At 56.0% G+C, this 17,644-nt stretch carries 19 protein-coding genes and 1 pseudogene; 11 read left to right on the top strand and 9 right to left on the bottom strand.

All coding sequences use genetic code 11. The annotated features are described in order from the left end of the window. The first annotated feature begins 67 nt into the window (after window positions 1-67). The gene (locus F0320_RS09775; protein WP_431605437.1) at window positions 68-1,210 is read left to right on the top strand and encodes an IS481 family transposase; all 1,143 of its coding nucleotides are present in this window, start codon (window positions 68-70) and stop codon (window positions 1,208-1,210) included. 46 nt (window positions 1,211-1,256) lie between these two features. Next, a pseudogene (locus F0320_RS09770) lies at window positions 1,257-1,721 on the top strand (chloride channel protein); the annotation flags it as partial. On the opposite strand, the gene bioD reads toward F0320_RS09770, so the two are convergent. The 3 genes from bioD to F0320_RS09755 all read right to left on the bottom strand — a co-directional run bounded on the left by bioD (window position 1,656) and on the right by F0320_RS09755 (window position 4,729). After that, window positions 1,656-2,351: a dethiobiotin synthase gene (bioD, locus tag F0320_RS09765; protein ID WP_149323832.1), complete on the bottom strand. Its 696-nt coding sequence runs from the start codon at window positions 2,349-2,351 to the stop codon at window positions 1,656-1,658. The pseudogene F0320_RS09770 and the gene bioD sit on opposite strands and share 66 nt — an antisense overlap. 130 nt (window positions 2,352-2,481) lie before the next feature. Further along, the gene (gene mlc / locus F0320_RS09760) at window positions 2,482-3,702 is read right to left on the bottom strand and encodes a sugar metabolism global transcriptional regulator Mlc (RefSeq protein ID WP_024909131.1); all 1,221 of its coding nucleotides are present in this window, start codon (window positions 3,700-3,702) and stop codon (window positions 2,482-2,484) included. A gap of 118 nt (window positions 3,703-3,820) precedes the next feature. Further along, window positions 3,821-4,729 carry a LysR family transcriptional regulator gene (locus F0320_RS09755; RefSeq protein ID WP_047651333.1) on the bottom strand — a complete coding sequence of 303 codons (909 nt, stop codon included), beginning with the start codon at window positions 4,727-4,729 and terminating at the stop codon, window positions 3,821-3,823. Window positions 4,730-4,850: 121 nt separating this feature from the next. On the opposite strand from F0320_RS09755, the gene F0320_RS09750 reads away from it, so the two are divergent. The 7 genes from F0320_RS09750 to F0320_RS09720 all read left to right on the top strand — a co-directional run bounded on the left by F0320_RS09750 (window position 4,851) and on the right by F0320_RS09720 (window position 10,789). Then, entirely contained in the window at window positions 4,851-6,104 is a 1,254-nt protein-coding gene (locus tag F0320_RS09750; protein WP_126328408.1) for an MFS transporter, read from the top strand. 173 nt (window positions 6,105-6,277) lie between these two features. After that, the gene (locus F0320_RS09745) at window positions 6,278-6,760 is read left to right on the top strand and encodes an Hcp family type VI secretion system effector (RefSeq protein WP_047742055.1); all 483 of its coding nucleotides are present in this window, start codon (window positions 6,278-6,280) and stop codon (window positions 6,758-6,760) included. A gap of 13 nt (window positions 6,761-6,773) precedes the next feature. Further along, a complete protein-coding gene (locus F0320_RS09740) occupies window positions 6,774-7,223 on the top strand; it encodes an STM2901 family protein (protein ID WP_126328407.1) in 450 nt (149 codons plus the stop codon). Further along, on the top strand, window positions 7,223-7,552 hold the full coding sequence (locus F0320_RS09735; protein ID WP_126328406.1) for a DUF1493 family protein: 330 nt from the start codon (window positions 7,223-7,225) through the stop codon (window positions 7,550-7,552). The genes F0320_RS09740 and F0320_RS09735 overlap by 1 nt, the downstream gene beginning before the upstream one ends. A 101-nt stretch (window positions 7,553-7,653) precedes the next feature. After that, entirely contained in the window at window positions 7,654-9,141 is a 1,488-nt protein-coding gene (locus F0320_RS09730) for a carboxypeptidase M32 (RefSeq protein ID WP_126328405.1), read from the top strand. A 228-nt stretch (window positions 9,142-9,369) separates the two neighbouring features. Next, window positions 9,370-9,687, top strand: coding sequence for an acid resistance repetitive basic protein Asr (gene asr / locus F0320_RS09725; protein WP_048961376.1), 318 nt, complete (start codon window positions 9,370-9,372; stop codon window positions 9,685-9,687). A 280-nt stretch (window positions 9,688-9,967) separates the two neighbouring features. Then, window positions 9,968-10,789 (top strand): trypsin-like serine peptidase, encoded by an 822-nt coding sequence (locus F0320_RS09720; protein WP_126328404.1) that lies wholly within the window; start codon window positions 9,968-9,970, stop codon window positions 10,787-10,789. A 1-nt stretch (window position 10,790) separates the two neighbouring features. On the opposite strand, the gene F0320_RS09715 is transcribed toward F0320_RS09720, so the two are convergent. The 4 genes from F0320_RS09715 to F0320_RS21790 all read right to left on the bottom strand — a co-directional run bounded on the left by F0320_RS09715 (window position 10,791) and on the right by F0320_RS21790 (window position 14,003). Beyond that, window positions 10,791-12,953, bottom strand: a complete 2,163-nt coding sequence (locus tag F0320_RS09715; RefSeq protein ID WP_126328403.1) for a bifunctional diguanylate cyclase/phosphodiesterase — start codon at window positions 12,951-12,953, stop codon at window positions 10,791-10,793. 83 nt (window positions 12,954-13,036) lie between these two features. Beyond that, complete coding sequence (gene mdtI, locus F0320_RS09710; RefSeq protein WP_126328402.1) at window positions 13,037-13,366, bottom strand: multidrug/spermidine efflux SMR transporter subunit MdtI; 330 nt, start codon at window positions 13,364-13,366, stop codon at window positions 13,037-13,039. Continuing rightward, window positions 13,353-13,715, bottom strand: coding sequence for a multidrug/spermidine efflux SMR transporter subunit MdtJ (gene mdtJ / locus F0320_RS09705; RefSeq protein ID WP_126328401.1), 363 nt, complete (start codon window positions 13,713-13,715; stop codon window positions 13,353-13,355). The genes mdtI and mdtJ overlap by 14 nt, the downstream gene beginning before the upstream one ends. A 117-nt stretch (window positions 13,716-13,832) precedes the next feature. Continuing rightward, window positions 13,833-14,003 carry a hypothetical protein gene (locus F0320_RS21790; RefSeq protein WP_085930315.1) on the bottom strand — a complete coding sequence of 57 codons (171 nt, stop codon included), beginning with the start codon at window positions 14,001-14,003 and terminating at the stop codon, window positions 13,833-13,835. A 133-nt stretch (window positions 14,004-14,136) separates the two neighbouring features. Here F0320_RS21790 and F0320_RS09700 point away from each other — a divergent pair, with 133 nt between their 5' ends. Continuing rightward, on the top strand, window positions 14,137-15,171 hold the full coding sequence (locus F0320_RS09700; RefSeq protein ID WP_047651326.1) for an AI-2E family transporter: 1,035 nt from the start codon (window positions 14,137-14,139) through the stop codon (window positions 15,169-15,171). 28 nt (window positions 15,172-15,199) lie between these two features. Here the strand turns inward: F0320_RS09700 and F0320_RS09695 are convergent, their stop codons facing one another. Continuing rightward, complete coding sequence (locus F0320_RS09695) at window positions 15,200-16,225, bottom strand: LLM class flavin-dependent oxidoreductase (protein WP_126328400.1); 1,026 nt, start codon at window positions 16,223-16,225, stop codon at window positions 15,200-15,202. Window positions 16,226-16,403: 178 nt separating this feature from the next. Here F0320_RS09695 and yajD point away from each other — a divergent pair, with 178 nt between their 5' ends. Then, entirely contained in the window at window positions 16,404-16,751 is a 348-nt protein-coding gene (gene yajD / locus F0320_RS09690) for an HNH nuclease YajD (RefSeq protein WP_003857471.1), read from the top strand. A gap of 28 nt (window positions 16,752-16,779) precedes the next feature. Here yajD and F0320_RS09685 read toward each other — a convergent pair whose 3' ends face one another. Beyond that, window positions 16,780-17,565 (bottom strand): MipA/OmpV family protein, encoded by a 786-nt coding sequence (locus F0320_RS09685; RefSeq protein ID WP_126328399.1) that lies wholly within the window; start codon window positions 17,563-17,565, stop codon window positions 16,780-16,782. Window positions 17,566-17,644 lie beyond the last annotated feature (79 nt).

Genomic DNA, 17,644 nt, shown 5'->3' with positions numbered 1-17,644 from the left:
AACACTTGTTCGGGAACATGGTAGACACTTACAACTAAGGCATAAGAACCCGTTTATGGAGTCGCTTATGCCCTGGGATGCGAGAGATACCATGTCATTACGTACTGAGTTTGTTTTGTTCGCCTCGCAGGACGGGGCGAACATCCGTTCCCTCTGCCGTCGCTTCGGCATTTCACCTGCCACCGGCTACAAGTGGCTTCAGCGCTGGGCTCAGGAAGGCCCGTCCGGCCTTCAGGACCGGCCCCGCATACCCCACCATTCCCCGAACCGCTCATCTGACGACATCACTGCCCTGCTGCGCATGGCCCATGACCGCCATGAACGCTGGGGAGCCCGCAAGATTAAGCGCTGGCTCGAAGACCAGGGGCACCGCATGCCCGCCTTCAGCACCGTCCATAGCCTGATGGCCCGCCATGGTCTGCTGCCGGGCGCTTCACCGGGCATACCCGCCACGGGACGGTTCGAACACGACGCGCCGAACCGCCTCTGGCAGATGGATTTTAAGGGCCACTTTCCCTTTGGCGGCGGCCGCTGCCATCCGCTCACCCTGCTGGACGACCACTCCCGTTTTTCCCTGTGCCTGGCGCCCTGTACCGATGAACGGCGCGAGACCGTGCAGCAGCAGCTGGTCAGCGTGTTTGAACGTTACGGCCTGCCGGACCGGATGACAATGGACAACGGCTCACCGTGGGGCGACACCACCGGTACCTGGACGGCGCTGGAGCTGTGGCTGATGCGCCACGGTATCCGGGTGGGCCATTCCCGGCCTTATCATCCGCAGACGCAGGGCAAGCTGGAGCGTTTTCACCGCAGCCTGAAGGCGGAAGTGCTGCAGGGGAAGTGGTTCGCGAACGAGGGCGAACTGCAGCGTGCCTTCGACCACTGGCGGACGGTGTACAACCTTGAACGCCCGCACGAGGCGCTGGATATGGCGGTACCGGGCTCGCGGTATCAGCCGTCAGCGCGGCAGTACAGCGGCAACACAACGCCCCCGGAATACGACGAGGGCGTGATGGTAAGGAAAGTGGATATCAGCGGAAAGCTGAGCGTGAAAGGGGTAAGTCTGAGCGCAGGCAAGGCGTTCAGGGGAGAACGGGTCGGGCTGAAGGAAATGCAGGAAGACGGCAGCTATGAGGTGTGGTGGTACAGCACGAAAGTGGGGGTGATCGACCTGAAGAAAAAGTCGATCACCATGGGTAAAGGATGTTAAAAAGTGTTCACCATGTCCCCGAACACCTGTCTACCATGTCCCCGGACTGTACATCCTCACGCCGAAGGTGTGGGGGAATGGCTACAGCGTGGTTCAGGCTTTTCTGCTCGCCCCGCCGCTGCTTTCGGTGATTGCCGGGGTGTTCATCTGTAAACTGCTGGCGGTACTGGCGAGCAGCGGATCGGGCGCGCCCGGAGGGGTTTTTACGCCTACGCTGTTTGTCGGTATGGCGACGGGAATGCTGTTCGCGCAGCTTTTTGCACTGTGGCTGCCGGGCTCTGAGACGGCAATTTTGCTGGGGCTGGCGGGGATGGCAACGCTACTTGCCGCGACCACGCACGCGCCCATTATGTCGGCGCTGATGGTCTGTGAAATGACCGGGCAGTATTTTTTACTGCCCGGCCTGCTGGTCGCCTGCGTGGTGGCGTCCGTATTGTCGCGGACGTTACGCCACGACTCGATCTACGGCCAGCACGCCACCGAGGGCAGAGAGATCGATGTACTGCGCTAGCTCGCGCTGCTCGGCGCGTGGCAGATAAGGCAGTTCACCCACCAGCGGTCCGGGGAGTTTGGTGCTCAGCACGTCGATAATCTCCGCGTAGTGCGCCAGGCCCGGGTTGATGCGGTTTGCCACCCAGCCAACCAGCGGCAGGCCGTCATTAGCAATCGCCTGCGCCGTCAACAGCGCATGGTTGATGCACCCTTCCTGGATACCCACCACCATTACCACCGGAAGCTGCTCCTGCACAACCCATTCAGACAGCGGGCGCAGGTCGTTCATCAGGCTGCGCCAGCCGCCCGTCCCTTCTACCACCACGTGGTCCACCTGTTCGCTCAGGTTCGCCAGGCCGTCGGACAACAGGGGATAATTAATCAGACCGCTGTGCGCTACGCTGCTCTCCTCTTCGCTTAAGGCAATGGGATTGACCGCGTGATAAGGCAGTTCCAGCGACGAGACGCTTTGCAGCACCAGGGCGTCTTTATTACGCAATCCCTCTTGCGTCTCTTTACTGCCTTTTGCGACCGGTTTGTACCCTGCCACGCGTTTACCGCTTGCTGCCAGCGCCTGCAGCAATGCGCGGGATACGACGGTCTTGCCGACAGAGGTATCTGTACCAGTAACAAAGAAACGCTTAAGCATGACTCACTCCACCTCTTGGGTATGCTTCGAAAATATAAACCAGGTAAATAATTCAGTGGAGGAAGTCTACGGGATGCGTGCCCTACCCGGCTTGAGATAGCGCAATTTTTCTTACATCTGCGGAAAAGAGTTAACCCTGTAACAGGCGGATCAACAGCGAGCCGTTATACATGGCATCTTTGACCAGCGCCGCGCCGGCCATGGTTCCCTGGTTGGAAAACTGGGTGCTTTCTACCGCAATATTCCGGCTGTAGGCGGGAAGCGACTGCTGCTGAATACAGGCCGTAATCGCCGGGAAAAGGATCTCCGCCGCCTGGCTCAGCGGTGAGCCAATGAGGATTTTTTGCGGGTTGAAGAGATTCACCATAATGGCCAGAATGCGGCCAACGTTATTCCCCACCCCGGTAATAATGTCCTTCGCCAGCAGATCGCCCTGGCGCGCGGCGGCGCAGAGCGAATCCACCGTTAGGGGTTGTCCGTGCAGCGAGGAGCTCATGGACTGGCTGAGCCGAACCTGCGCCAGCTCCAGCACGCTTTCCACGCTGGCAATGGTCTCCAGACAGCCGTGGTTTCCGCAGTAGCAGCGCTTACCGTACGGGTCGACCTGGGTATGACCGATTTCCACCAGACTGCTGCTTCCGGCGTGGAGAAGACGACCGTCGGTAATCACGCCCGCCCCGACGTTATGGTCGATAACCACCTGAATCACGTCCCGCGCACCGCGCGACGCGCCAAACAGCGCTTCCGCCATTGTCCAGGCGCTGATGTCATGCTGAATATAGACCGGCACGCCGGTATGGTTTTTCAGCACCTCGCCCAGCGGCATCTCTTTGACATCGTCGTAAAACGGCATGCGGTGGACGATGCCATTTTCGGTATCAATAATGCCCGGCATGGTGATGGCAATCGCCGTTAAGCGTTCCAGCCGCTGCTGATGGCGGATAAAGAAGCGATCGATATGTGAGACAATCGCGTCGAGGAGCGGTTCCTCCGCGTTGAGCGGCAGTTCAAGCCGGTCCTCTACCACCAGCTTGCTGCTGAGGTCGCGCAGCGCAAGGAAGATCTCACCCCGGCTGATGCGCAGCGACAGGTAGTGCCACGCTTCCGTCTCCACCACCAGCCCGACTGCCGGACGTCCACGGCTGCCCGGCTCCTGAATTTCCGTCTCCTGAACCAGGTGCGCTTCCAGCATCTCGCGGACAATCTTGGTGATACTGGCAGGTGCCAGTTGTGCCAGGCGCGAAAGATCGATACGCGAAACCGGACCAAGCTGATCAATCAGGCGATATACCGCGCCAGCGTTGGTCTGCTTAATCTGATCGATATGCCCTGGCTGACTATCAGCAACCACCTCGTACTCCCTTATTTTCGAGCTTCGAAATAAACTGTTGGCTATGGTGAAGCACTTGTATGGCTGCCGTCAAATATTTACTTAGCCATGTGATTTACCGCACATTTTTGCCCTATTTTCACTGAAAATGCCGCCCGGCAGAGGCGCTCATTAGCTGCTGTTTGAAGCGCTGTGCGGCATGGCTCTGTTCACGGTGTTTTGACCAGACCAGCCACATTTCGGAAACGGCATCCTCTTCGGCAATGGTCACCCAGCGCATTTCGCGCAGTTGTACCCGTTTAAAGGAGGCCGGAAGAATAGACACGCCCAGCCCGGCCGCGACCAGGCCAATAATGGTCATCGCTTCCCCTACCTCCTGAGTGATGACCGGGGCAAGATCGTATCGGCGCATCAGCCCCAGGATATCGTCATACAGGCCCGTCCCGACCTGCGGGTCAAAAAAGACAAACGGCTCTTTTGCCAGCTCTGCCAGCGAAACCGCCGGACGCGACGCCAGCGGGTGATCGTGCGGGATCATAGCCATCAGCGGCTCGCGCAGGATCACCTCCCACGCCAGCGTGTCCGGCAGTTGGGTGTTACGCATCAGGCCCAAATCCAGCGAACCTTCATTCAGCGGCGCAATCTGCTCGCGGGTGTTGATTTCGCGCGTCTGAATGTGAACATCCGGAAAGTGACGACGGAATGACGACAGGGTTTCCGAGACGGCGCTGATAAACGGCGCGGAAGAGGTAAACCCGATGCGCAGCTCTCCGGCTTCGCCGAGATAGAGCCGTTCTGCACGGGCGGCGGCGTCATCGACCATGCTCAGAATTTGTCGGCTGTCGATGAGAAATTGCTTGCCCGCCGCCGTCAGGCTCACGCTGCGGTTGGTGCGGGCCAGAAGGCGCGCCCCGACCTGCTGCTCAAGGATCTGAATCTGCTGGCTTAACGGTGGCTGAGAGATATTCAGGCGTGCCGCCGCGCGGCCAAAATGCAGCTCCTCGGCGACGGCGACAAAGTAGCGAAGATGGCGCAGCTCGATATTCATATTTTTAAAGTATCATTTGAGATTATTAATATATTAGACAGAATATTTACATTTTCCTACCCTGAACAGGTGGTCATACCCGTCACCAGAAATCACGGGAATGTTTAAGCAAGGAAACTGTGTGAGCCGTACAACGACTATTGATATCGATCCGGCAAAAGATATCAATGATTTACCCGCAGCACTGCAGCCGGTCCAGTTCATTAAACGTGGTACCCCCCAATTTATGCGCGTCACGCTGGCGCTCTTTTCCGCCGGACTTGCCACCTTCGCCCTGCTCTATTGCGTTCAGCCGATCCTGCCCGTTCTCTCTCATGAGTTTGGCGTATCGCCTGCCAGCAGCAGCGTTTCGCTCTCTATATCTACCGGCATGCTGGCGATTGGCCTGCTCTTTACCGGACCGCTGTCCGACGCCATTGGCCGTAAGCCGGTGATGGTGACCGCGCTGATGCTGGCCTCGGTCTGTACGTTACTCTCGACCATGATGACCAGCTGGCACGGTATTCTGGTGATGCGCGCGCTGATTGGGCTCTCGCTCAGCGGCGTGGCGGCGGTCGGAATGACCTACCTCAGCGAGGAGATCCACCCGAGCTTTGTTGCTTTCTCTATGGGGCTTTACATCAGCGGGAACTCGATTGGCGGAATGAGCGGCCGCCTGCTGAGCGGGGTCTTTACGGACTTCTTTAACTGGCGTATTGCGTTGGCGGTCATCGGATGTTTTGCGCTGGCATCCGCCCTGATGTTCTGGAAAATTCTGCCGGAATCGCGTCATTTCCGCCCGACATCGCTGCGCCCGAAAACGCTGTTTATCAACTTCCGCCTGCACTGGCGCGACAAAGGGCTTCCGCGCCTGTTTCTGATCGGCTTTCTGCTGATGGGTGCCTTCGTCACGCTGTTTAACTATATTGGCTATCGCCTGATGCTCTCCCCGTGGCATCTGAATCAGGCCGTTGTCGGCTTGCTTTCTGTGGCCTATCTCACCGGCACCTGGAGTTCGCCGAAAGCCGGGGCGATGACCGCACGCTATGGACGCGGGCCCGTCCTGCTGGTCTTCACGGGCGTGATGTTACTCGGCCTGCTGCTGACGCTCTTTTCCTCGCTGTGGTTCATCTTTGCCGGCATGCTGCTCTTCTCTGCGGGGTTCTTTGCCGCGCACTCGGTCGCCAGCAGCTGGATTGGCCCGCGCGCGCGTCGCGCCAAAGGACAGGCATCGTCGCTGTATCTGTTTAGCTATTACCTGGGTTCCAGCATCGCCGGGACGCTCGGCGGCGTGTTCTGGCATCACTACGGCTGGAACGGCGTGGGCGGGTTTATCGCGCTGATGCTGTGCGCGGCGCTGATGGTGGGGAGAAGCCTGCATCAGCGTTTGAAATAAACAAACGCTATCCCCCGCATATCAGCTAATGTACGGGGGAGCGTTTCTCATGTTAGCTAAACTTAATTCAGTATTAAGTAAAACGAATTCATTATAACCACTTTGTGCATTCAGCTCTCTTCCCTCTCTCTGTAAGCTCATCGACTTCATCGTATGAAAAGAGGGATTTTAAAATGGCCATTCCAGGCAATATGTGGTTGTTCGATGACGGTGGTGCGCTTATCAAAGGCGGTTGTGATGTGCAGCACAGGGAATACAGCATTGAGTTCAAAGGATTTCACCACAATCTTTCGACGCCGACCGATAACCTGACGGGTAAACCTACGGGTAAACGCATCCACTCCCCAATGATGATCGTAAAGGAATTTGATTACTCATCACCCTATCTCTATAAAGCGGTCGCGACAGGCCAGGCTCTGCAAAAAGCCGAACTTAAATTCTACAAGATTAATGACGCAGGTCTTGAAGCGGAGTATTTCAATATTCTTCTGGAAGGCGTGCGGATTGTTTCAGTATCACCTGCAATGGCTGCGCCGGGCGACAATAATAACAACCACCTCGAAACGGTTGAATTGCGCTATGAGAAAATTACGTGGAAACATAACGACGGCAATATCATTTTCTCTGACGCATGGAATGAACGGGCGACAGCGTAACTGGGGTACTGGTATGGATACTACGGAAGAGATTAACGGAACCTACTTCTACAGAGGTCATTCAAACGTCACTCCGGGCGAGTTACTTGAGATCATTTTTCTTGAGGAGTTTTGTATGGAGTTGAGGATAGATGCCGTTTCAGGGGCGGCTATTTTGGGCGGACAACCGTGGCTACGTACTCGGGCAAAACCTGAAGGCGCCACCCTGGGGACAAGCGTTGTTTCAAAGTACGCGCGAATAATTTTACGGGACGCTCGTCTTCCTTTCGGGATTAAAATTCCCACTCCCGTGGGAGTCAGGATGCAGCCAACTAACAAACTCGCAGCGGTAATCGGTCGCTATATCCCCTGGCTTGGATGGGCCTCACTTGCACTGACTCTTCATCGAGTTTCAACGCGCACACGAGAGAAATACAATTTGATTGCACGACCAAAAGACCGCATAGCGTGGACATCTTTCTAATGAGCATCGTAGACGACGTGTTATTTATGTTTCGGGATGAAATTCCTGGTTATCTGGATAACGACTGGCAAGAAGTTCCTCTGGAACTGGATTCTGATTTATTCGATTCACCGGGCGATGACCTACACGATGCATTAACCCGATACGAGAAAGAGTTCAACGTCGATTTGTCTGGTGTGGATTGGTCTCGCTATTTTCCCTGGCAGAATACGCCCTTGTTAAAGCGCTGGTTCAGACTGAAGCGGGAAGAAATTGAATCAACCCGCATACCGTTGACCGTAAGAATGTTTGCAGAGTCGGCAAAAGCAGGAAAGTGGCTCTACGACTGACTAATAAGGGGCTTCGCGCCCCTTGCATCAAAAGTGCACTAATCCTCCATAATTCACGATACACTCCCTCAATACTCCCAAAACGATAAGGAAGAACAAGAATGGAAAAATCATCGGCTTATCAGGCACTCACCCGCACCTTCCAGCGTCTCTCCCGCTTCTCTCACCTCTCCTCTATCGCCAGCTGGGATATGTTCACGATGATGCCGCCGGGCGGCAGCGCCGCGCGCGGCGAGGCGCTGGCGGAGATGAGCGTCCTGCAACATCAGATCCTGACCGATAAAAAAGTCGGCGACCTGTTAGCGGCGGCGGCAGGTGAGGATCTGAATGATGTCGAACAGGCCAACCTGCGCGAAATGACGCGCCACTACCAGCAGGCTACCCTGCTGCCGGAATCGCTGGTGGAAGCGAAATCCCTGGCAGGCAGCAAGTGTGAACACGCCTGGCGTACTCAGCGACCCGCCAACGACTGGCAGGGTTTTTCCGCCAACCTGAAAGAGGTGGTCAAACTCAGCCGCGAAGAGGCTTGCCTGCGGGCCGAAGCCAAAGGCTGTACGCCGTACGACGCGCTGCTGGACATTTTTGAACCCGACATGACCAGCGCGCGTCTGGACGTTCTGTTCGGCGATATGAAGTCCTGGCTCCCGGATCTGCTGGCAAACGTGGTCGAAAAACAGGCTCAACGGTCGTTTATTCCTCCGCAAGGCCCCTTCCCGACGGCAACACAGCGTGAGCTGGGCCTGGAAGCCATGAAGATGCTTGGCTTCGATTTTAACGGCGGTCGCCTGGACGTGAGCGCGCACCCGTTCTGCGGCGGCGTCCCGGAAGACGTGCGTATCACCACGCGCTATGACGAGGATGAGCTGCTCAGCGCGCTGTTTGGCGTGATCCACGAAACAGGACACGCCCGCTACGAACAAAACCTGCCGCGCGCGTGGTCAGGACAGCCGATTGCCCTGGCGCGCTCAACCGCAATCCATGAGTCGCAGAGCCTGTTCTTTGAAATGCAGCTGGGGCGCAGTGAAGCCTTCCTCAGGCATCTCCTGCCTGCGGTACATGCCCGCTTTGGCAGCCAGGCGGCGTTTAGCGAAGAGAACTTTATTGCCTGGAACCAGCGCGTCAAACCTGGCTATATCCGCGTCGATGCGGACGAAGTGAGCTACCCGGCACACGTGGTGCTGCGCTATGAAATTGAACGGGCGCTGATTAACGGCGAGATCGAGGTGGACGATATTCCCGCCCTGTGGGATGAGAAAATGCAGGCCTGGCTCGGGTTATCCACCAAAGATAACTACCGCAACGGCTGTATGCAGGACATCCACTGGACCGACGGCGGTTTTGGATACTTCCCGTCATACACGCTTGGCGCCATGTACGCCGCGCAGCTGTTCCATGCCGCCAGAACCGCACTGCCGGGTCTGCAGGCCTCCATCGCTGAGGGCGATTTTTCCGCACTCTTTGAGTGGCTGCGTCAGAACATCTGGCAGCACGGCAGCCGCTTCAGCACGTCGCAATTAATCACCCAGGCGACGGGTGAAGATCTGAATATCCGTTACTTCCGCGAACATCTGACCTCGCGCTATTTGTAATCTGTTTGGCCAGGGGTGAGGGACCTCAGGTAAAGAAGCCGTATATTCCCCCTCATCCCACCCCTCTCCCTCAAGGGAGAGGGGGCCGTCTGTGCAGGACCCCGGCAATGTACATATGGTTACAAGCCGATACCAATCACTCACGGAAACCTCGAATTTACAGGGATATAGTTCTTTCAACGGCCCCGCAGTGGGGTTAAATGAAAAACCAAATTCGAGGGTATGAACATGAAAAAAGTATTAGCTCTGGTTGTTGCCGCTGCTATGGGTCTGTCTTCTGCTGCGTTTGCTGCTGAAACCACTGCTGCACCGGCTGCTGCGGCACCTGCTGCAACGACCACCGCTGCGCCAGCAAAAACTGTACATCACAAGAAACACCATAAAGCGGCTAAACCGGCTGCAGAGCAAAAAGCGCAGGCTGCTAAAAAGCACCACAAAAAAGCCGCTAAACCGGCTGTAGAACAGAAAGCTCAGGCTGCTAAAAAGCATCACAAAAAAGCAGTAAAACACGAAGCTGCTAAACCAGCTGCACAGCCAGCTGCGTAAGAGTACAAGCTTAACCGTGCCCTTCGGGGCACGTTGGTAAACCGGCGCTGAACCGGAACAGGTTCCGCGCCGTTTTTTTATTTCCGGAGGGCGTATGCTGCGACGCTATCGGTTTGAGCTGATTCTTATCCTGCTTATTTTATGCGCGCTCATCGCCAGCCATTTTTATCTTTCCTGATTGTAGCACGCTGATTTTACTCCCACTTTAGCGCTGTCCCGTCTATAGTATTTTCATAGGGTTCACTTTTAATAATCATAATTACCCCCACCAGAGTGTGATATGCGTAAATCTGTTGTGTTGTTACTGGGAACGTTTGGTCTTTTTTCTGGATTCTCACATGCGGATGATGGCGGTGATGACACCATTAGCGCAAAAGAGCTAAAGACGCTTTTTTTCGGTCATGACGATCGTACGCGCGTCGCCGATCCCACCCAGGCGCCCTGGGATGCTATAGGTCAACTGGAAACCGCCAGCGGTAACTTGTGCACCGCGACGCTGATCACCCCACAGCTTGCCCTGACGGCAGGCCACTGTTTGTTAACGCCGCCAAACGGCAAGCCGGATAAAGCGGTTGCCTTGCGGTTTGTGTCGCAAAAAGGGACCTGGCGCTATGAAATCCACGGCATTGAGGGACGGGTTGATCCGTCTCTCGGCAAACGCCTGAAGCCGGATGGCGACGGCTGGATCGTGCCGCCGGCGGCCGCCTCATGGGATTTTGGCCTGATCGTTTTACGCTACCCGCCTTCGGGCATTACGCCGCTGCCGTTATTTGACGGCGACAAGGCCGCACTCACCGCCGCGCTGAAGGCCGCCGACCGAAAGGTGACGCAGTCAGGCTATCCTGTCGATCATCTGGATACGCTTTATACGCATACCGACTGTATTGTGACGGGCTGGGCGCAAACCAGCGTACTCTCGCACCAGTGCGATACGTTGCCGGGCGACAGTGGTTCACCGCTGATGCTGAAAACAGATAACGGCTGGCAGTTGATCGGTGTGCAGAGCTCTGCACCGGCGGCGAAAGATCGCTGGCGCGCAGATAACAGGGCCTTGTCCGTGACCGGCTTTCGCGACAAGCTGGAAGCGCTGGCGCAGCAGTAAATCAGCAGCGTCTGACCTTACGTAACGCTCTTATTGACTCAATCGGCATCGGCTGGCTGAACCAAAAACCCTGCAGTTGATCGCAGCCAGCCAGCCGCAGCAGTTTCATCTGCTTCTCGGTTTCCACCCCTTCTGCCACCACCGCCATACCCAGCGCATTGGCGATCCGCACCGTGCCGCTTACCAGCGCAGCCGCCTGCTCATCGTGGTCCACCAGCCCGGCCAGGGATTTATCGATCTTGATGGTGTCGAAGTTGAAACGCCGCAAATAGCCAATGCTGGAATAGCCGGTGCCAAAGTCATCCAGCGCCACCGCGGTACCCAGCGCTTTAAGATTGGCTATCGCCATGCGGGCACGCTCCGGGTTTTCCAGTACATACGACTCCGTAACCTCAAGCTGCAGTCGGTGGGCCGGGAAACGGGTGTTTTCCAGCACGCTGGCCACTTTTTCTTCGAATGCAGGATCGCGAAATTGCGCGGGGGAGATATTCACGGAGAGCTTTAAGTCGCCGTAAGGCTGCAGATCCTGGCAGGCCCGCTGCAACACAAACTGGCCCAGCTTGTAAATCAGACCGCTGGTCTCCGCAATGGTGATAAAAATATCCGGCCCAAGCGGCCCCTCCGGGCGACGCGGCCAGCGGACTAGCGCCTCGACGCTGCTCATTGTCTGGCTGTGGGCGTCAATAATCGGCTGATACCAGACATCAAACTCATCGCGTTCCAGACCGTCACGAATCTGATTTTCAATCGCCAGCTTGCGTTCCCGGACGCTGTTGAGCTCCGCGTCATAGTGGCTGATACGCCCTTTCCCGCTCAATTTGGCGTGATACATGGCAATATCAGCGCGGCGAAACAGTTCTGAGCTGGTGCATTCAATCAGAGTTCCGCTGGCGATACCGATGCTGGCCCCGATATGGATGGTGCGTTCCCCCAGTTGAACCGGGGTGGTGAAAAAATCCAGCACCGAAGCGGCAAAGGCGGTGGCCTGCGCCTCTGCATCATCTCCGCCGATGGTCATGGCAAACTCATCCCCGCCCATGCGCGCGAGCATTCCACCCGTCGGCACGCGTTCACTCAGCGTTTTCGCTATCGCCACGATGAGATCGTCTCCCACGCTGTGGCCGTAGATGTCATTCACATCTTTAAAACCGTCCAGATCGATAAACACCACGCTTTTGACGTCAATATCACCGCGTAAACTCACGTGGTCCAGCGCTTCGATGAGCGCACGCCGGTTTGGCAGATGGCTTAGCCAGTCCGTTCTTGCGACCAGACGCGCCTGGCTTTCACCGCGCGCGAGTTTGTACAGCCCAACGCTGCTCACCAGAATGAAAAGCAGGATCAGCCCCGAGGCCAGCACCACAATCTGCCTGATATCAGACGATGCCGCCCGGGCGGCCTGTGCGCCTGGAAGCCGCGCCTGCCAGTTCAGATATCCGACTAACTCCCCCGCCGCGCTGTGCAGCGGCATGCTGCGATCGTTGATTTTTTCGGGGGTATAGTTGAGGCGATCGATCTGAAAGGTCGCCCCCAGGTCGGATAATATTCTGGCGTTCAGATGGCGGGTAATCACCAGATAGCGGCGCGTTCCGTCGGTAACCTGTAATCTTCCGACCATCGGGCGAATCAACCCAATACCCACAAAGGCGACGCCGCTTCGCGTTTTGCTGATCCCGGCATAGATATTTTTTTCACCCACGAGCGCTCGCCCGTGCCGGTCGATAAGCGCTTTGAGCCCCTTGCCAAAGAAGTCGAGGTTTTTTTCGTTAAAGGGACGGCTTTGAAAGGAGCCCCAGAGGACGTTGAAATGTTCATCCAGCACGAAGGTGCCGTCGTAGAGGTTGTTGATTTTAAAACCGGCACCCCAGGTGTTGTACAGCCAGTCGGTATCGAGCGCAGGACGGTAGACCTCCCGCACCGCATCGTCCCAGACGGCGTTATCCAGCACCAGAGAGGAGACGCGGTTAACCGATGTCTGAATGGCCCCCTGCACGGAAAGCACCGTGCGGTGTTCATCAATTTCATTGGTTTTCGTGCTGATAAGATGCAGGGAAAGATAGAGCAGTGCGACGATGGAGATGATTAAGCCGATCCCCGCCATGAAGACCATGGCAAACAACGTTCTCGCATTGGGAATATTGCGCCAGCTTAATGTGCGATACATCAGCCACCCTCTTCATGTTTTGCTTTTCTAAGCGTAATACAGGCAGCGAATTTCGCTGCCTGTAAATCATGGCGAGAGGTCTGTCAGGCGAGTTTTATCATGATCATGCCGGCAAGCAGCAAGATGAGTCCCATCCAGCCCTTGTTGTTTAAGCGCTGGCCGAAGAGTACCCAGCCTGCGGCCAGGGTAGCGGCGATACCAAAACCGCCCCACAGCGCATAGGCCACCGACAGATCGATCCCTTTTACCGCCTGAGACAGCGCGCTGAACGCTCCCAGCACCGCGGCAATCGACATCAGGCCATAGAGTTTACGGCGAAAACCATCGGAGAATTTCAGCAGAACGTTCGCCACGATCTCCAGCACGATGGCGAAGCCAAGCCAGGCCGCATGAACCCACTCAAACTGTTGCATGGTTCTGCTCCTTCTGCTGTTTACCCGGTTTACGGGTACCCGATTTAATCAGCACAATACCCGCGACCAGCGTCGTTAACCCGGCGATCTTCATTGTTGTTAATGTTTCGTCAAATATCAGCACGCTGAACAGCGTAATCAACAAAATACCGATCCCTTCCCACAGTGCATACGCGACGCCCAGCGCAATTTTTTTCACCGCAAACGAGAGGAAAATATAAGAAAGCGAAATCATCACCAGCATCAAAATAAAACCGGTGTTGCCATCGCTGATGCTTGCCCATTTCATAGACAGCGTGCCGGTAATTTCAGCGATGATAGCCAGCGCTAATAGGATCCAGTAAAACATGTTTTTCTCCTGCTTGAGAATATAATCCATCGTGGCCCGCTGCGAACAGCAAACCCAAAAATACAAATTGAAATCAGACAGCTAAGCGCTTAGCGCCAGCTCAGGCAGAAGAAGTGACTATAGTGCGGTGCGCCAGTGTTGCTCACCAGAAAGCAGGCAGAAAGAAGTGGAGTAGACAGCGGTATTGTTTGAAGAGTACGTCCTGAACATATTGTCCATAAAATTACAATTATCCGCGTTGTTGCTTCTCGTCTTTGCGGATGAAAATTGTCCTCGGTAGTTAAACACACCAGATTTGTACCATAAGCCAGGATTTTACTCAAAGTCTTTGCAATTCTTTACCCATACCGTTTGATTTTGGTTAGTTTATTGCAACGCCTTTCACCTTTATTATAAATATAAAGAAAAATTCGGAGTCACCATGGCTAAACCCATTATTACCCTGAACGGGTTAAAAATTGTCATCATGCTGGGCATGCTGGTGATCATACTGACGGGCGTTCGTTTTGCCGCCGACATTATTGTGCCCTTTATTCTGGCCCTGTTTGTTGCAGTGATCCTCAACCCGCTGGTACAGCGCATGACGCGGCTACGCATCCCGCGCGTGCTGGCGATTACGCTGCTTATCAGCATCATTATTGTGGCGATGGTCTTGCTGGTGGCGTATCTGGGGACCTCGCTCAACGAACTGGCGCGAACGCTGCCGAAATACCGTTCTTCGCTGGCGATACCGCTGCTGCAGCTGGAACCCTGGCTGCAGCGCGCGGGTATCGAAGTCTCGGTTGAGGAACTCCTGAAATATATCGACCCCAACGCGGCCATGACGATCGTCACCAGCCTGCTGGCTCAGCTTTCCAATGCCATGACCTCCATTTTCCTGCTGTTTTTAACGGTGGTGTTTATGCTGCTGGAGGTGCCGCAGCTGCCGGCAAAGCTGCAGCAGATGATGGTCCGTCCGGTTGAAGGAATGGGAGCGATTCAACGCGCGCTGGACAGCGTCTCCCGCTATCTGGTGCTGAAAACGGCGATTAGCCTGGTCACGGGCGGTGTCGTCTGGGCGATGCTTCTGGCGCTGGACGTTCGCTTTGCGTTTGTCTGGGGGTTACTGGCGTTTGCGCTTAACTACATTCCCAACATCGGCTCCGTGCTGGCGGCAATCCCCCCTATCCTTCAGGTGCTGGTTTTCAGCGGGCTTTATGACGCGCTGATCCTGCTGGCCGGATACTTGGTCATCAACCTGGTGTTCGGTAACATTCTTGAGCCACGCATGATGGGACGAGGGCTGGGCCTTTCCACACTGGTGGTCTTTTTATCCCTGATATTCTGGGGTTGGCTGCTCGGCCCCGTTGGCATGCTACTTTCCGTTCCGCTGACCATTATCGTCAAGATTGGCCTGGAACAGACGGCGGGCGGGCAAACCATCGCCGTGCTGCTGAGCGATATGAGCCATAAGTAGCAAGAGGCTGAGCAACCCCACTGTTCAGTTAATCGCGCCAGCCCATTGCTGGCGCCACATGCTTGAGGATCGACTCAATAACATGCGCGTTGTAATCCACGCCAAGCTGGTTCGGCACGGTCAGCAAGAGCGTATCGGCTTCGGCAATCGCCTCGTCCTTTTTCAGCTGTTCGATCAGCTTGTCCGGCTCCGCCGCATAGCTGCGCCCGAAGATCGCGCGCGTTTTCTCATCAAGGTAGCCCACGCTATCGCTGTCGTTGCGGCTGGCACCGAAATACATCCGGTCGCGGTCGTCCATTAGCGCAAAAATGCTGCGGCTGACCGACACCCGCGGCTGACGCACATGTCCCGCTTCTTTCCAGGCCTGACGGTACGCGCGGATCTGTTTTGCCTGCTGAATATGGAACGGCTCGCCGGTCTCATCGTCCTTCAGGGTTGAGCTTTGCAGGTTCATTCCCAGCGTTGCGGCCCATACGGCCGTCGCATTGGAACCGGCGCCCCACCAGATGCGCTCGCGCAGCCCTTCAGAATACGGCTCCAGGCGCAGCAGCCCAGGCGGATTCGGGAACATAGGCTGCGGATTCGGTTTAGCAAACCCTTCACCGCGCAGCACCTCAAGCAGCACCTCGGTATGACGTCGCGCCATATCCGATTCGTTTTCCCCTTCCTGTGGGACATAGCCGAAATGGCGCCAGCCATCAATGACCTGCTCCGGCGAGCCGCGGCTGATGCCAAGCTGCAGGCGACCGCCGGAAATCAAATCCGCCGCGCCCGCATCCTCGGCCATGTACATCGGATTTTCATAGCGCATGTCAATCACGCCCGTGCCGATTTCGATGGTTTTCGTTTTTGCGCCTATTGCCGCCAGCAGAGGGAACGGCGAGCTCAGCTGTCGGGCAAAGTGGTGCACGCGGAAATAGGCGCCGTCTGCCCCCAGCTCTTCAGCCGCCACGGCTAAATCAATGGACTGCAGCAGCGTGTCTGCCGCCGAGCGCGTGCCGGACTGCGGTGAAGGCGTCCAGTGACCAAAGGATAAAAACCCGATCTTTTTCATAACCATGTGTCCTGATAATGCATTGCGTTCTGTCCACTTTACGCATTACCCGGTAAGAATAAATGCCGTTTATTTAACGGAAAGCATCAAATAAATTGACTGAGTAGCGTGGTTCGTCATTCCGCCCCATAATGCGATATAATCTCCCCCTCTCTTTTCATGGCAGGTAAAACCGGCAATGGCTTTGATCCCCAAAAACTACGCGCGGCTGGAAAGCGGCTATCGCGAAAAAGCATTAAAAATCTATCCATGGGTGTGTGGACGCTGCTCGCGCGAGTTTGTCTATTCCAACCTGCGTGAGCTCACGGTTCACCATATCGATCACGACCATACCAACAACCCGGAAGACGGCAGCAACTGGGAGCTGCTGTGCCTGTTTTGCCACGATCATGAACACTCGAAATACACCGAAGCGGATCAGTACGGCACCACCGTGGTGGCCGGGGAAGACGCGCAAAAAGACGTGGGCGTCGCCACGTTTAACCCGTTTGCCGATTTAAAAGCGATGATGGATAAGAAGAAATAATCCTCTCGTCCCCTCGTGCTCCTCGATTTTAAAATGTCCAGGTGATAGCGGCGGTTGCAGCCCCCTCATTGCGCCGCATCACGATCGGGCTGTTATTCGCACGATCGCCAAGCCAGGTATAGTCCGCGCTCAGAACCGTTCCCCAGTGGGCATCGAACTGATGGCTCCAGGTCAGGCTGGTGTCGACGCCATAGAATCCTCCCGGCGCAGCATAGCGGCGATAGCCGGTGCGGCGGCTCTGCTGCTCGCTGACCCCATACCAGGTATTCAGATAACGGCTGTCGCCAAACAGGGCCGCAGACTGAAAGGCAACCGTGTCCTGATTATTTTGTACCGGGATGAGCGTAACGGAAGCCTGATAGCTTCCCCCCTGGCTGTCCGTTAACGGCAGCGTCGCTTTGCCTTCCATACTCAGCCATGGCGCGGCCTGCCAGCCGACGGCAAGGCCGGTATTCAGGGTGGCATCAATGTCCCCCATCCCTTTCAGATTGTTTGCGCCCTCACGCCAGCCAGAATTTTTATCAGCCCTTCCGAAGTCGTAGCCCAGCGTGTGTTCGAAATACCAGCCGCTGTCGTTTTGCAGGTCATATCCCACCCCTTTTTGCGCATCAATAAAGAAAGCGCCTTTACGACCCTGCAGCACCGGAACCACCTGCCACACCTGCTTGTCTGAGCCTGAGTAACGTGGGGCATACTGTCCCCCCAGCCCGACGGTTAAGAAATCGGACGCGGCGCCATCATCCGCCTGCGCGCCAGAGTTCACGGCCATCAGAAGCGGGACGGACATATACAGGACTTTTTTTATCGCTATCATACTGCTCTCCATACGGACGCTGGCGCCTCCTGATACGGGGGCGGCCACACAATGTGGGCGCAGTATGATTTGGCTGAAT

The sequence above is a fragment of the Enterobacter dykesii genome, assembly GCF_008364625.2.
Taxonomy (GTDB): domain Bacteria; phylum Pseudomonadota; class Gammaproteobacteria; order Enterobacterales; family Enterobacteriaceae; genus Enterobacter; species Enterobacter dykesii.
This window is presented reverse-complemented; position numbering and strand designations above follow the sequence as displayed.

Coding starts and splice junctions, on each gene's coding strand:
- F0320_RS09775 (WP_431605437.1), top strand. CDS start 68: ATGCCCTGGGATGCGAGAGATACCATGTCATTACGTACTGAGTTTGTT.
- bioD (WP_149323832.1), bottom strand. CDS start 2,351: ATGCTTAAGCGTTTCTTTGTTACTGGTACAGATACCTCTGTCGGCAAG.
- F0320_RS09755 (WP_047651333.1), bottom strand. CDS start 4,729: ATGAATATCGAGCTGCGCCATCTTCGCTACTTTGTCGCCGTCGCCGAG.
- F0320_RS09745 (WP_047742055.1), top strand. CDS start 6,278: ATGGCCATTCCAGGCAATATGTGGTTGTTCGATGACGGTGGTGCGCTT.
- F0320_RS09740 (WP_126328407.1), top strand. CDS start 6,774: ATGGATACTACGGAAGAGATTAACGGAACCTACTTCTACAGAGGTCAT.
- F0320_RS09735 (WP_126328406.1), top strand. CDS start 7,223: ATGAGCATCGTAGACGACGTGTTATTTATGTTTCGGGATGAAATTCCT.
- F0320_RS09730 (WP_126328405.1), top strand. CDS start 7,654: ATGGAAAAATCATCGGCTTATCAGGCACTCACCCGCACCTTCCAGCGT.
- asr (WP_048961376.1), top strand. CDS start 9,370: ATGAAAAAAGTATTAGCTCTGGTTGTTGCCGCTGCTATGGGTCTGTCT.
- F0320_RS09720 (WP_126328404.1), top strand. CDS start 9,968: ATGCGTAAATCTGTTGTGTTGTTACTGGGAACGTTTGGTCTTTTTTCT.
- F0320_RS09715 (WP_126328403.1), bottom strand. CDS start 12,953: ATGTATCGCACATTAAGCTGGCGCAATATTCCCAATGCGAGAACGTTG.
- mdtI (WP_126328402.1), bottom strand. CDS start 13,366: ATGCAACAGTTTGAGTGGGTTCATGCGGCCTGGCTTGGCTTCGCCATC.
- mdtJ (WP_126328401.1), bottom strand. CDS start 13,715: ATGTTTTACTGGATCCTATTAGCGCTGGCTATCATCGCTGAAATTACC.
- F0320_RS09700 (WP_047651326.1), top strand. CDS start 14,137: ATGGCTAAACCCATTATTACCCTGAACGGGTTAAAAATTGTCATCATG.
- F0320_RS09695 (WP_126328400.1), bottom strand. CDS start 16,225: ATGAAAAAGATCGGGTTTTTATCCTTTGGTCACTGGACGCCTTCACCG.
- yajD (WP_003857471.1), top strand. CDS start 16,404: ATGGCTTTGATCCCCAAAAACTACGCGCGGCTGGAAAGCGGCTATCGC.
- F0320_RS09685 (WP_126328399.1), bottom strand. CDS start 17,565: ATGATAGCGATAAAAAAAGTCCTGTATATGTCCGTCCCGCTTCTGATG.